General features: G+C 72.3%; 12 protein-coding genes and 2 pseudogenes. 9 read left to right on the top strand and 5 right to left on the bottom strand.

Annotation, left to right across the window (positions count from 1 at the left end; genetic code table 11):
* Positions 1–11: 11 nt before the first annotated feature.
* The 4 genes and pseudogenes from QP939_RS32150 (at position 12) to QP939_RS51950 (ending at position 3168) form a co-directional block, all read left to right on the top strand.
* Positions 12–917, top strand: a complete 906-nt coding sequence (locus QP939_RS32150; protein ID WP_285449960.1) for an ABC transporter ATP-binding protein — start codon at positions 12–14, stop codon at positions 915–917.
* Positions 918–927: 10 nt separating this feature from the next.
* Complete coding sequence (locus QP939_RS32145; RefSeq protein ID WP_285449959.1) at positions 928–1671, top strand: ABC transporter permease; 744 nt, start codon at positions 928–930, stop codon at positions 1669–1671.
* A pseudogene (locus QP939_RS51955) lies at positions 1662–2267 on the top strand (glycosyltransferase family 39 protein); the annotation flags it as partial. The gene QP939_RS32145 and the pseudogene QP939_RS51955, both read left to right, overlap by 10 nt.
* A 256-nt stretch (positions 2268–2523) precedes the next feature.
* On the top strand, positions 2524–3168 hold the full coding sequence (locus QP939_RS51950) for a hypothetical protein (protein ID WP_352252909.1): 645 nt from the start codon (positions 2524–2526) through the stop codon (positions 3166–3168).
* A 273-nt stretch (positions 3169–3441) separates the two neighbouring features.
* Here QP939_RS51950 and QP939_RS32135 read toward each other — a convergent pair whose 3' ends face one another.
* Positions 3442–3573, bottom strand: a complete 132-nt coding sequence (locus QP939_RS32135) for a hypothetical protein (RefSeq protein WP_285460047.1) — start codon at positions 3571–3573, stop codon at positions 3442–3444.
* Between QP939_RS32135 and QP939_RS32130 the strand changes: the two are divergent.
* The 3 genes and pseudogenes from QP939_RS32130 (at position 3512) to QP939_RS32120 (ending at position 6663) form a co-directional block, all read left to right on the top strand.
* Positions 3512–4775: pseudogene (locus QP939_RS32130) on the top strand (glycosyltransferase family 39 protein). The gene QP939_RS32135 and the pseudogene QP939_RS32130 sit on opposite strands and share 62 nt — an antisense overlap.
* Positions 4772–6043 carry a sensor histidine kinase gene (locus QP939_RS32125; protein WP_285449958.1) on the top strand — a complete coding sequence of 424 codons (1272 nt, stop codon included), beginning with the start codon at positions 4772–4774 and terminating at the stop codon, positions 6041–6043. The pseudogene QP939_RS32130 and the gene QP939_RS32125 overlap by 4 nt, the downstream one beginning before the upstream one ends.
* Positions 6040–6663 (top strand): response regulator, encoded by a 624-nt coding sequence (locus QP939_RS32120; protein ID WP_285449956.1) that lies wholly within the window; start codon positions 6040–6042, stop codon positions 6661–6663. Before QP939_RS32125 ends, QP939_RS32120 begins: the two co-directional genes overlap by 4 nt.
* Here QP939_RS32120 and coaE read toward each other — a convergent pair.
* Entirely contained in the window at positions 6660–7844 is a 1185-nt protein-coding gene (gene coaE / locus QP939_RS32115; RefSeq protein WP_285449955.1) for a dephospho-CoA kinase, read from the bottom strand. The genes QP939_RS32120 and coaE overlap by 4 nt on opposite strands.
* 218 nt (positions 7845–8062) lie before the next feature.
* Between coaE and QP939_RS32110 the strand changes: the two genes are divergently transcribed.
* Positions 8063–8308 carry a hypothetical protein gene (locus QP939_RS32110; protein ID WP_285449954.1) on the top strand — a complete coding sequence of 82 codons (246 nt, stop codon included), beginning with the start codon at positions 8063–8065 and terminating at the stop codon, positions 8306–8308.
* Positions 8309–8733: 425 nt separating this feature from the next.
* Here the strand turns inward: QP939_RS32110 and QP939_RS32105 are convergent, their stop codons facing one another.
* Together QP939_RS32105 and QP939_RS32100 are read right to left on the bottom strand one after the other, a co-directional pair.
* Positions 8734–9195, bottom strand: a complete 462-nt coding sequence (locus QP939_RS32105; RefSeq protein ID WP_285449953.1) for an OsmC family protein — start codon at positions 9193–9195, stop codon at positions 8734–8736.
* Between the two features lie 5 nt (positions 9196–9200).
* On the bottom strand, positions 9201–9836 hold the full coding sequence (locus QP939_RS32100) for an HD domain-containing protein (protein WP_285449952.1): 636 nt from the start codon (positions 9834–9836) through the stop codon (positions 9201–9203).
* A 156-nt stretch (positions 9837–9992) separates the two neighbouring features.
* Here QP939_RS32100 and QP939_RS32095 point away from each other — a divergent pair, with 156 nt between their 5' ends.
* Positions 9993–10628, top strand: coding sequence for a TetR/AcrR family transcriptional regulator (locus QP939_RS32095; RefSeq protein ID WP_285449951.1), 636 nt, complete (start codon positions 9993–9995; stop codon positions 10626–10628).
* Positions 10629–10801: 173 nt separating this feature from the next.
* Here the strand turns inward: QP939_RS32095 and rpsA are convergent, their stop codons facing one another.
* Positions 10802–12301: a 30S ribosomal protein S1 gene (rpsA, locus tag QP939_RS32090; RefSeq protein WP_086860859.1), complete on the bottom strand. Its 1500-nt coding sequence runs from the start codon at positions 12299–12301 to the stop codon at positions 10802–10804.
* Between the last annotated feature and the right edge of the window lie 196 nt (positions 12302–12497).

Here is a 12497-nt window from a genome sequence, read left to right as displayed (position 1 = left end):
GGGACGGCGAAATGCCGGTCATCGAGGTCGAGCACCTCCACAAGCGGTACGGGGAGAAGGTGGCGGTCGACGACGTTTCGTTCACCGTCGAACGCGGGGAGATCTTCGGCATCCTCGGGCCCAACGGCGCGGGCAAGACCACGACCGTCGAATGCCTGGAGGGACTCCGGAACCCTGATGGGGGAAGGCTTTCCGTGCTGGGCCTCGACCCGCGCCACGACCGGGCCGAGCTGCGCCAGCGCGTCGGCGTCCAGCTGCAGGAAGGCCGGCTGCAGGACAAGCTGCGCGTCGGCGAGCTGCTGGACCTCTACGCCGCGTTCTACCGGAAACCCGCAGACACCGGGCGGCTGCTCGAGACGCTCGGGCTGACCGAACACCGGAACACCGCGTACAAGAAGCTCTCCGGCGGGCAGCAGCAGCGGCTGTCGATCGCGCTCGCGCTGGTCGGCAGCCCCGAGGTCGCCGTGCTCGACGAGCTCACCACCGGCCTCGACCCGCAGGCCCGACGCGACACGTGGGACCTGATCGAGGCCGTGCGCGCCCAGGGCGTGACGATCCTGCTGGTCACGCACTTCATGGCCGAAGCCGAACGGCTCTGCGACCGGATCGCGGTGATCGACGCCGGGCGCGTCGTGGCCGTCGACACGCCGTCGGGGCTGGTCGCCAGGGTCACCGACGAGCAGGTCGTGCGGTTCCGGCCGTCGGCGCCGCTCGACCCCGGCGTGCTCGAAGCCCTGCCCGAGGTCCGCCGGGCCGAGCGGCGGGGCGGGCAGCTCGTCGTCAGCGGCCGCGGCAACGTGCTGCACGCGGTGACGTCGCTGCTCGCCCGCCACGGCGTGGTCGCCGGCGACCTGCGCGTCGAGCAGGCCGGCCTCGACGACGCCTTCGTCGCACTGACCGGCCACCGGCCGGACTGAGGGGGAAACCATGGCCGTCCTGACCAAATTGACCGCCGCCGAGGCGAAGGTCTTCCTGCGCGACCCCGGGGCGCCCGCCATCGTGGCCGGCATCCCGCTCGCGCTGCTGCTGGTGTTCGGGCTGATGCCCGACGCGAACCAGCCGGACCCGAAGTACGGCGGGCACAGCCCGCTGGCCACGGTGATCGCGCCGATGGCCGTCACCATCCTGCTGGCGATGCTCGCGCTGACCCAGTTCCCGAACGCGATGGGCACCTACCGCGAAAAGGGCCTGCTGAAACGGCTTTCCGCCAGCCCGGTGCCGCCGAGCCGGCTGCTCGCCGCGCAGCTGCTGGTCAACCTGGCCGCCGCGGTCGTCGTCGTGCTGCTCGTCGCGGTCGTGGGCAAGCTCGCGCTCGGCATCGCGCTGCCGGGCAACCCGGCCGGGTTCCTGGTGTCGATCGTGCTCGGCGCGCTGGCGTTGTTCTCGGTCGGCCTGCTGGTGGCCGCGCTCGCGCCGACCGGCCGCGCGGCGAGCGGCATCGGGGCCGCGCTGCTGTTCCCGATGCTGGCGCTCGGCGGGGTCTGGGTGCCGAAGGAGCAGCTGCCGCCGGTCCTGCAGCACGTCGCCGACGTCCTGCCGCTCGGGGCGACGCTCAACGCGCTGCGGGCCACCTGGGCCGGGGACGCCCCGGAAGCCCTGCAGCTGGGCGCGATGGCGGCGTTCGCCGTCGTGTGCACCGCCGTCGCGGCGCGGGTGTTCCGATGGGAGTGACGACCGCGCCCGCCCCGGCCCGGGTCCGGCCGGTCGCGCCGTTCGCCACCGTGCCGGTGGCGATCGTGACCGCGTTGATGGCGATCCCGTTGCTGCTGACCGCGAACCGCTACGGCTACTTCGGCGACGAGCTGTACTTCCTGGCCGCGGGGCGGCACCTGGCCTGGGGGTACGTCGACCAGCCGCCGCTGCTCCCGCTGCTGGCCCGGCTGATGGACGAGCTCGGCCATTCGCCGTTCGTGCTGCGGATCCCGGCGATGCTGGCGATGCTCGGCGGGGTGGTGCTCACCGCGGCGATCGCCCGCGAGCTGGGCGGCGGCGCCAAGGCGCAGACACTGGCCGCGGCGACCTTCGCCGTCTCGACCAACTTCCTGGCGGGCGGGCACTACCTCGCGACGTCCACAGTGGACCCGTTCCTGTGGACCCTGCTGCTGTGGACGCTGGTCCGGTGGCTGCGCACCCGCGCGGACGGCTTGTTGGTGTGGGCCGGGGTGATCACCGCGGCGGCGCTGTACACCAAGTTCCTCATCGGCGGCTTCTGGCTCGCCGCCGGGATCGCGGTCCTGGCCTGCGGCCCGCGCGAGCTGCTGCGGCGGCCCGCGTTGTGGATCGGCGCCGGCATCGCCGTGGTGGCACTGGTGCCGACACTCCTCTGGCAGGCCACGCACGGCTGGCCGCAGCTGGGCATGGGCGCGGCGATCTCCCAGGAGGTCGGCGGCACCTGGGGCGGCAGGCTGACGTTCCTGCCGACGGCTCTGCTCACCGCCGGGCTCCCGGTCGGCGTCGCCCTGCTCTGCTACGGCTTGTGGCGGCTCCTGCGCGACCGCGAGCTCCCGGTTCCTCGGCTGGACCGTGGTCCTGCTGACCGTGGCGTTCCTGGCCGTCAACGGCCGGTTCTACTACGTCGCCGGGATGTACCCCGTGTGCTGGGCGGTGGCGGCCGTCGCGCTGGAGCGGCGGGAGCCCTCCAGGTGGTGGCGGTGGATCGCGACCTGGCCGGCGTACGTCGTCGCGGCGGTGCTGGTGGTGCCCCTGGCGCTGCCGGTCTGGCCGCGGGCCTGGCTGACCGAGCACCCGTCGCTGCCGACGCCGCTGTTCTCGTTCGCGGAGATCGGCTGGCCCGAAGCCGCCGGGTCCGTCGCCGAGACCTACGCGCGGCTGCCCGGCCGGGCGCACACGGCGGTGGTGACCCAGACGTACTGGCAGGCCGGTGCGCTCGACCGGTTCGGCCGCGACCTCGGCCTGCCCGAACCCGCCAGCGGCAACCGCGGGTACGCGACACTGGTCGTGCCGCCCGCGGAGGCGACCGACGTGCTGTACGTCGGCGAGGACCCGCGGCCGCTGCTCGCGCACTTCGCCGACGTGCGGCCGATCGGCGAGGTGAGCACGGGCGACGCGAAGCCGAGCTACTTCGACCACGTGCCGCTGTGGCTGGCGACCGGCCGGGCCGAACCGTGGCCCACGCTGTGGCCGAAGCTGGTGAACACCCACGCGTGACCAGCGTGCCCGGCGTCACCATCCGCGCGGTGGCGCCGGGGCGGGGGCCGTAAGGTGCGGAAAGGACCGGGCCGGACGAGGAACAGGAGCACGATGGACGCCGTAGCCACGGCCCCCGACCAGGCGAAAGCCGAGCTTCGCGCCGTTCGCCCGGCTGCCGGTCGCCCTGCTCGCCGCCGGCACGGCCGCCGCGCTGCTGCTCACCGCCGGCCGCTACGGCTACTTCGGCGACGAGCTGTACTTCCTCGCCGCCGGCAAGCACCTGGCCTGGGGTTACGCCGACCAGCCGCCGCTCGTGCCCGCGCTGGCCTGGGCGATGAACACCCTCGCGCCCGGCTCGCTGGTGGTGTTCCGGCTGCCCGCGATCGCCGCGACCGCCGCCGGGGTCGTCGTCACCGCGCTCATCGCGCGGGAAGCTCGGCGGGCAGCGCAAGGCGCAGGCCCGCGCCGCCGGCGCGTACGCGATCTGCGGCCAGTTCGTCGGCAGCGGCCACTACCTGGCGACGTCGACGATCGACCCGCTGCTGTGGACGCTGGTGCTGTGGCTGCTCGTGCGCTGGGTCCGCACGCGCGCGGACTCCCTGCTGGTGTGGCTGGGCGTGGTGACGGCCGTGGCGCTCAACGACAAGCTCCTCATCGGCGCGTTCTGGGTGGTGGCCGGGCTCGCGATCCTGGTGTTCGGGCCGCAGGAGCTGTTCGGCCGCCCGAGGCTCTGGCTCGGCGCGCTGATCGCCGCCCTGTCGCTGGTCCCGACGCTGCTGTGGCAGCGCGCGAACGGCTGGCCGCAGCTCGGCATGGGCGAGGCCGTCGGCGCCGAGGTCGACGCCGCGGGCGGCCGCGAGAGCTTCGTCCCGAACCTGCTGGCCGGAGCCGGCTGGGTGATCGGGGCGCTCGGCGTGCTCTACGGCGTCGCCGTGCTGCTGGGCAGCAAGTCATTGCGGCCGTACCGGTTCCTGGGCTGGACGGCGCTGGGCGTCGTCGCGGTCTTCCTCGTCGCGAACGGCCGCTACTACTACGCGGCCGGGATGTTCGGCGTGCTGTGGGCCGCGGCCGCGGTGCACCTCGAGGCGCGGCCGCCCGCGCGGTGGTGGCGGTGGGTGCCGACCTGGCCGGTGTTCGTGGTCTCGGCGGTGTTCAGCCTGCCGTTCACGCTGCCGGTCTGGCCGGTGCACTGGCTCGTCGACCACCCGGGCGCCCCGCGGCCCGCCTACGCGGCCGAGGAGGTCGGCTGGCCGGACGTCGCGGGCGACGTCGCCGCGCTGTACCGCACCGCGCCGCCGGACACGGTCGTCGTCACCGGCGGCTACTGGCAGGCGGGCGCGCTCGACCGGTACGGGCCCGAGCGCGGGCTGCCCGAGGCGTACAGCCCCAGCCGGGGTTTCTGGTACTTCGGCCGTCCTGACGACACCACCGGCGACAACGTGCTCTTCGTCGGCTACGACCCGTCGAAACTGGCGAAGTACTTCGGAAACGCGCGGATCGTCGGGCAGGTCGGCAACCGGCTCGGCGTCCGCAACGCGAGCGCGCACATGCCGGTCTGGCAGCTCACCGGCCGGACGGCGAGCTGGACCGAGATCTGGCCGCGGCTCAAGGACATGAGAGCGTGAGCCTCAAGGTCGACTGGCAGCGGCCGCTGTGGCCACCGGCGTCCGCGACGGCCGACACCGGCTGGCACCCGTGGCTGAACCGGGTCGACCGGTACCTGCCCGGGTCGCTGCTCGTGATCGCGACGCTGGTCACCCTCGGCTTCGGCCACCATGACGGCCGCTGGTGGGTGCACACCGGCATGCTGGTCGGCGGCACCGCGGTCTGGCTGCTCGCGACGGTCAGCCTCCCGAACCCGCGGGTGCGGGAGTACCCCCCGTTCGCCGCCATGAGCTTCGTCGGCGTCCTCACGCTGGCGAGCTTCCTCGAAGCCAGAGACGTCACGTTCCTGATCTTCATGATCTACGCGTTCTTCTCGGCCATGCGGCTGCAACCGACGTGGCTCTCCTTCACCGCGCTCGCCGCGACGTCGCTGCTGATCAACACGCTCGGCAACGGCGGGCCGGTCCACGCCCTGCAGGACAAGCCCGGCATCTGGATCACGATCATCGTCGTGCAGACCGCGGCCATCGGCGGTGGCGGGCTGCTGTCGGCGGCCGTCGCCCGGCAGAACGAGGACCGGCGGCGCATGCTCGACCGCCTCGCCGCGATGTACGAGGAAAACGAAGGCCTGCAGGAGCAACTGCTCCGCCAGGCCCGCGAAGCCGGGGTGCTCGACGAGCGGCAGCGGCTCGCCCAGGAGATCCACGACACCCTGGCCCAGGGCTACACCGGCATCATCCGGCAGCTGGAGGCCGCCGCGCTGGCCAAGGACGAGCCCGCGGAGTGGCAGCGGCACCTGGATTCGGCGACCGCGCTCGCCCGGGAGAACCTCACCGCCGCCCGGCGTTCGGTCCGCGCCTTGCACCCGGAAAACCTCGACACCGCAACGCTTCCCGAGGCGCTCGCCGACGTCGCCGAGCGGTGGAGCGAGCGGACCGGCGTGCCCGCCACGTTCCTCACCACCGGCGAGCCGCGGGCACTGCACCCGGAGGTCGAGGCGACCTTGCTGCGCGTCACCCAGGAAGCGCTGTCCAATGTGGACAAGCACGCGGCCGCGAAGCGGGTCGGGCTGACGCTGTCCTACATGGACGACGAGCTCACCCTGGACGTCCGGGACGACGGCACCGGGTTCGTCCCGGGACCGGGACCCGGCTTCGGCCTGCCCGGGATGCGGCGCCGCGTCCTGCGGCTCGCCGGTACGCTGCACGTCGAGTCCGAGCCCGGCGGCGGCACCGCGATCTCGGCCGTCCTGCCCGCCGTCCCGCCCCCGTCGGAGGCCACCCCGTGACGATCACCGTGCTCATCGCCGACGACCACCCGATCGTCCGCGACGGCCTGCGCGGCATCTTCACCGGCCGCGGCTTCGAGGTCGTCGGCGAGGCCGCGAATGGCACCGAAGCCGTGACGCTGGCCGAGAAACTGCGCCCCGACGTCGTGCTGATGGACCTGCGGATGCCGGGCACCGACGGCGTCGCGGCGATCACCGAGCTGGCCCGGCTGGGCAACCCGGCGCGGGTCCTGGTGCTCACGACGTACGACACGGACTCCGACGTGCTGCCGGCCATCGAGGCGGGCGCGACCGGCTACCTGCTCAAGGACGCCCCGCGCGAGGACCTGTTCCGCGCCGTCGAGGCCGCCGCCCGCGGCGAGGCCGTGCTCTCCCCCGCCGTCGCGAGCCGCTTGATGGGCCGGATGCGGGAGCCCGCGCCGGAGTCGCTGTCCCAGCGCGAGCTCGAGGTGCTGACGCTGGTCGCCCGCGGGTCGACGAACAAGGAAGCCGCGAAGAAGCTGTTCATCAGCGAAGCGACGGTCAAGACGCACCTGATCCACGCGTACGCGAAGCTCGGCGTGAACGACCGCGCGGCCGCCGTCGCGGTGGCGTTCGAACGCGGGCTGCTAGGGTCCTAGGGCGTCCAGCCGGTGGCCGCGGCCCACTTCTCCGCGCGGGCGAACACGCCGTTCACGAACTCCTGCTTCTCGTCCGCGTACGCCGCGACGTTGCCGTCGCCGGCGTGCGCGTCGGCCAGCCGCAGCTTCACGTCGCGGTAGTCGTCGCGCTCCTCGGCGTCGGCGCGCAGGTAGTCGCGGAAGAGCAGGGCGAGCCGCCACGCGGGCGTCTCCGTCGACCGGACGTGCAGGTTCACCGCGCGCTTCGGGTCGGCGCCGACGTGCAGGCGCTTCGGCCACGTCCCGGACCCGTCCTGGGCGTCGTCGCACCAGTCGCCCTCGAGCCGCGGGAACCCGGCGTCGCACAGCAGTTCCTTCAGCGTGTCGGCGTCCTCCAGGGTCGCCACGGTCAGCTGCAGGTCGAGGACGTCCTTGGCGGGCAGGCCGGGAACGGCGGTCGAGCCGATGTGGTCGGCGCGGACGGCGAGCTCCCCGGCGGCGGCCCGGAGGCGGGAAAGCACGCGTTCGGCCTGGGCGGGCCAGGTCAGGTCGTAGTCGGCGATCTTCGGCGACACCGGCGGCCGCGGCTTCCGCAGCCGGACGTTCGCCTCGAACGGCACCAGCCGGTCGGCCCACAGCGCGTCGACGTCGAGGAGCACGGCGTCTTCGGGACCACCGTTGTCGAGCCAGACGTCGGCGACGGCGCGGCGCTGCTCGGTGCTGGCCTGCGCCCGGATCCGCGCCCGCGCGTCCTCCTCGGCCATCCCGCGCGCGGTGACCAGCCGCCGGACGCGGACCTCGACCGGCGCGTCGACGACGACGACCAGGTGGTAGGCGGTGGCGAGACCGTTTTCGACGAGCAGCGGAATGTCGTGCACGATGACGGCGTCCGCCGCGGCGGCGGCCATCAGCTCCCCGGTCCGGGCCCCGACCAGGGGGTGCACGATCGCGTTGAGCCGGCGCCGGGACTCGTCGTCGGCGAAGGCCTTCGCGGCGAGCACGGGCCGATCGAGCGAGCCGTCGGCGGCGAGGATTTCGGCGCCGAACTCCTCGACCAGCCGGGAAAGGCCCTCGGTACCGGGCGCGACGACCTCGCGGGCGATCCGGTCGGAGTCGATCAGCACGGCACCGTGTTCGGCGAGCCGGTTCGCCACGGTCGACTTGCCTGCCCCGATTCCACCCGTCAACCCCACACGCAACATGGCGATCACCCTAGTCAGGCCGGCCGGGAAGCGACGCCCGAGGTCGCGGCGGCCACGACACCCGCCGACCGTCGTAGTCCGGGCACACGAACGGGCGAACCACAAGCCGAACGTGACGCGTGACTCAACCGATATCCGGACACGCCGCGTTGGTTACCCACCTCCGTCGGCCCGGTTGCGTACGGTGCGCGCGAAAGGGTCGCCCACACGGAGGAACGATGGCGGACAGCAAGCACGTCGGGAGGCACCGGCTCGGCACGCCGGGGCTGGTGCACTGCGTTCTCCATCGCCCGGTGGCCGACGCGCTGGCGGACTACCGCCGGACGTGGCTGAGCGCCCTGCTGGTCCCGGCCAAGCACAGTTTCGCGGGGCTGAGGCGCAAGGCCCGCGCGGCGGCCCTCGAGCGCATCTGGGTCCCGGCGGTCACGACAACGGCCCGCCCGGCCACGGCCCGCGCGGCCTGACCCGCCCGGCCCGCGAGCCGCGAGGGCTCCGCCGCCTGCAGCGGGGTGGGCTGGCTTGTTCGCCTGATCAACTTCCGCCCTGCGCTGCCCGCAGCAAAGTCGCTGGGCCCGGCTCGCCCAGCCAGCCCGGCCCACCTGACCGGCCCGGCCGATCGGCCACCCGGCCCGCGAGGGCTCCGCTGCCCGCAGCGGGGTGGGCTGGCTTGTTCGCCTGACCAGCTACCGGCCCTGCGCTGCCCGCGGCAAGTCGCCCGGCCCGGCCCGCCCAGCCAGCCTGGCCCCCTGACCGGCCTGCCCAACAGCCCGGCCCGCCTAGTCGCCCGAGCAGCCTCGCCACCGGCCCGCCCGACTCACCTGGCCCGCGCGCCGCGCAGGCCACGCGACCGCTCGTGAGTGTTCAGGGCGGTTCTAACCGCCCTAAACACTCACGAGGGCTGAGTCGCGCGGCCCGTCTCCACGGTGTCGACCACCAGCTCCGAGGTCAGCGTCCGGTGCACCGGGCACTTGTCCGCGATCAGCATCAGCTTCGCCCGCTGCTCCTCGTCCAGCTCACCCTCGAGCTCGATCTCGCGCGTGATCCGGCTGAGCATCCCCCGCTCGGTCTCGCAGCTGGCGCAGTCCTCCGCGTGGATGCGGTCGTGGCGCAGGCGGATCGTCGCCTTCCGCAGCGGGATTCCCTTGCGGTCCGCGTACATCCGCAGGGTGATCGCCGTGCACGAACCCAGGGCGGCCAGCAGCAGCTCGTACGGGTTCGGGCCCGTGTCGTCGCCGCCCACCGACGCCGGCTCGTCGACCCTCAGCGTGTGCGCCGCCGTGGTCACCTGCTGCGTGTACTTGCCGTCGCCGCTTTCGGTGACGATGACCGTGCCGGGCTCGGGGTGGTCCATCCGCTTCAGTCCTCCCAGGGGGATTCCTCGATCGTGGTGACGAAGTCCTGCCGGACGAAGCCTGGCACGAACCGGGCCAGGACATCGGCTTTGACGTTCCCGAATGTCGTGTCGGGACGGTCACGGATGCCTTCGGTGAACGCCGCCAGGATGCGCCGCTTGAAGTCCGGGCGCGGGTGCGCCGCGACGATCGCCGCGCGGGCCTCGGCGGGCAGGTCGTGGTAGCCGATGCCCAGCACGTCGTACTCCACTCCCGCGGTGACCAGTGCGACCTCGGGTTCCATGTGCTCGGGGATGCCCGGTGTCGTGTGGAGTGCGATGGCCGTCCAGGCGATCCGGGCCTTCTCCGGGTCGACGTCGTGGCCGAGCAGGAACGCGCGGGCCTCGTCCGCGCCGTCGAGCTCGAACCGGCGGTCCGTGCGGTGGCCCTCGACGAGCCCGAGGTCGTGGAACAACGCCGCCACGTAGAGCAGCTCGGCGTCGAACTCGAGGCCGCGGCGACGGCCCTGGAGCGCGCCGAAGAGGTAGACGCGGGACGAGTGGTCGTACAGCAGCGGGCCGACGGTGTCGCGCACGAGCTCGGCGGCTTCGCGGGCGAGCGCGGTGTCGGGAACGGCGATGTCGGCGATGGAGGTGGTCATCGGAAAGCCCTTTCGTTCGTCGGTGCTTCCGACGATGCCCGCACTCGCGGTGCTCGGACCTGCGCCCACGGGACGGGAATGCCGCACATCCGGACATCCGGCGCATTCCCAAGAGCCGCCGGATATCGTATCTTCTGCTGCGAAGGGGGGTGCGCCGTGGCCACCAGGCACCTGTCGGTCCGCCCCGCCGAACAGGGAAACCGCGAGCGGTTCCTCGACGCGGCCTTGACCGTGCTGCTCGACCGCGGGGTCCCGGGCCTGACCGTGCGCGGGGTGGCGGAGGCCGCCGGCGCGTCCACGATCTCGGTGTACGCCCGCTTCGGCGGCCGCGCGGGCCTGCTCGACGCGCTGTACGAGCGGACGTTCGACTCCCTGCGCGAGATGCTGGAGAGCCTGCCGCCGTCGACTTCGGACGGTGTCGGCGACCTGCTGCACCTGGCACTCCAGTACCGGGAGTTCGCCCGCGAGAGCCCGACCCGCTACGCGCTGATGTTCGAACGCCCGGTGCCGGGCTTCGACCCCGACCCGGCGCTGCGCTCGGCCGTGCTGCGGACGGTGTTCCGCCTGTTCATCGACCGGGTCGCCCGGGTCTGCCCGCCGGAGACGGACGCCCGCGCCGCGGCGTACCAGCTGTGGACGACCATGCACGGCCTGATCGGCGCGGAGCTGATGCTCGCGTCGCGGACGCCGCTGCCGGACTGGTTCATCCCGCCCACCGACGAGGCCAACGAAGAGATGTACCGCCAGGGCGTCGGCGCGATGATGACCGGCCTCGGCCTGCGCAACCCCTGAGCCCGGGTGGGCTGAAGGGGACGTTCATCGCATCTGACGCGGTGAAGGGTCCTTTCCTCGCATCACATGCGACGAAAGGACCCTTCAGCCCACCCGGCCGGACCCCGGAAAGCCGGGAGCCCCCGGTCCACTGGGGACCGGGGGCTCCTGGTTCAGCTTCAGAGCGCTAAAGCTCACGCACCGCCGGAGAGCTTCTCGCGGAGCGCCGCGAGCTGCTCGTCGGAGGCGAGGGTGCCGCCGCTGCTCTTCGTGTCGGCCGGGGCCGAACCCGAGGTGTAGCTCTCCGCGCCGCCTTCGATGCCGGTCGCCGCGTCGGCCGCGGCCTCCGCGTCGGCCTCGACGGCCTTCTGGACCTGCTTCATGTGGGCCTCGTAACGAGTGTGCGCCTCGGCGTACTGGCGCTCCCACTCCTCACGCTGCTTGTCGAAGCCTTCCTGCCACTCCTGCGTGTCCGGGTCGAAGCCTTCGGGGTAGATGTAGTTGCCCTCGGCGTCGTACTCGGCGGCCATGCCGTACTGGGTCGGGTCGAACTCGGTGTCCGGCGTGACACCCTCGTTCGCCTGCTTCAGCGACAGCGAGATGCGACGGCGCTCGAGGTCGATGTCGATGACCTTGACCATGACGTCGCCGTTGACCTGGACGACCTGCTCCGGGATCTCCACGTGGCGCTCGGCCAGCTCGGAGATGTGGACCAGGCCCTCGATGCCCTCTTCGACGCGCACGAACGCACCGAACGGGACGAGCTTGGTGACCTTGCCCGGCACGATCTGGCCGATCGCGTGGGTGCGGGCGAACTGGCGCCACGGGTCTTCCTGGGTCGCCTTCAGCGACAGCGAGACGCGCTCGCGGTCCATGTCGACGTCCAGGACCTCGACCGTGACCTCCTGGCCGACCTCGACGACCTCGGACGGGTGGTCGATGTGCTTCCAGGACAGCTCCGAGACGTGCACCAGGCCGTCGACGCCACCCAGGTCCACGAAGGCACCGAAGTTGACGATGGACGACACGACGCCCTTGCGGACCTGACCCTTGGCGAGCGCGTTGAGGAACTCGCTGCGCACCTCGGACTGGGTCTGCTCGAGGTAGGCGCGGCGGGACAGGACCACGTTGTTGCGGTTCTTGTCCAGCTCGATGATCTTCGCCTCGAGCTCGCGGCCGACGTACGGCTGCAGGTCGCGCACGCGGCGCATCTCGACCAGGGACGCGGGGAGGAAGCCGCGCAGGCCGATGTCCAGGATGAGGCCGCCCTTGACGACCTCGATGACGGTGCCCTTGACGGGCTCGTCCTTCTCCTTGAGCTCCTCGATCGTGCCCCAGGCGCGCTCGTACTGCGCGCGCTTCTTGGACAGGATCAGACGGCCTTCCTTGTCCTCCTTCTGGAGAACCAGGGCTTCGACCTCATCGCCGACGGTGACAACCTCAGCCGGGTCGACATCGTGCTTGATGGAGAGCTCACGCGAGGGGATGACACCCTCGGTCTTGTAGCCGATGTCGAGCAGGACCTCGTCGCGGTCGACCTTGACGATGGTGCCTTCGACGATGTCGCCATCGTTGAAGTACTTGATCGTCTTGTCGATCGCCGCGAGGAAGTCTTCCTCCGACCCGATGTCGTTGATGGCGACCTGCTGGGGCCCGGTGGGGGCGGTCGGGGCGGTGGCGGTGTCGGTGGTCATTAGGCGGGTTGCTCCGGTGGATGGGAATCGAGGGTTGGCAGTTGTCGGCGCGATGGGCGGCATACGACGACCCTGCGAGCAAACGTCCATCCAGTGAACGACCGCGGCATGACCCCGCATACGGTGCGCGACCCGAGTCCCAACCAGAAGCTGAGCGGAAGGCAGCGCGAACCCACTGCGCTAACACTTATCGTAC

Source organism: Amycolatopsis nalaikhensis (assembly GCF_030264295.1).
Taxonomy (GTDB): domain Bacteria; phylum Actinomycetota; class Actinomycetes; order Mycobacteriales; family Pseudonocardiaceae; genus Amycolatopsis; species Amycolatopsis nalaikhensis.
Note: the sequence above shows the minus strand (reverse complement) of the source record. Positions and strands in the feature narration are given on the sequence as shown.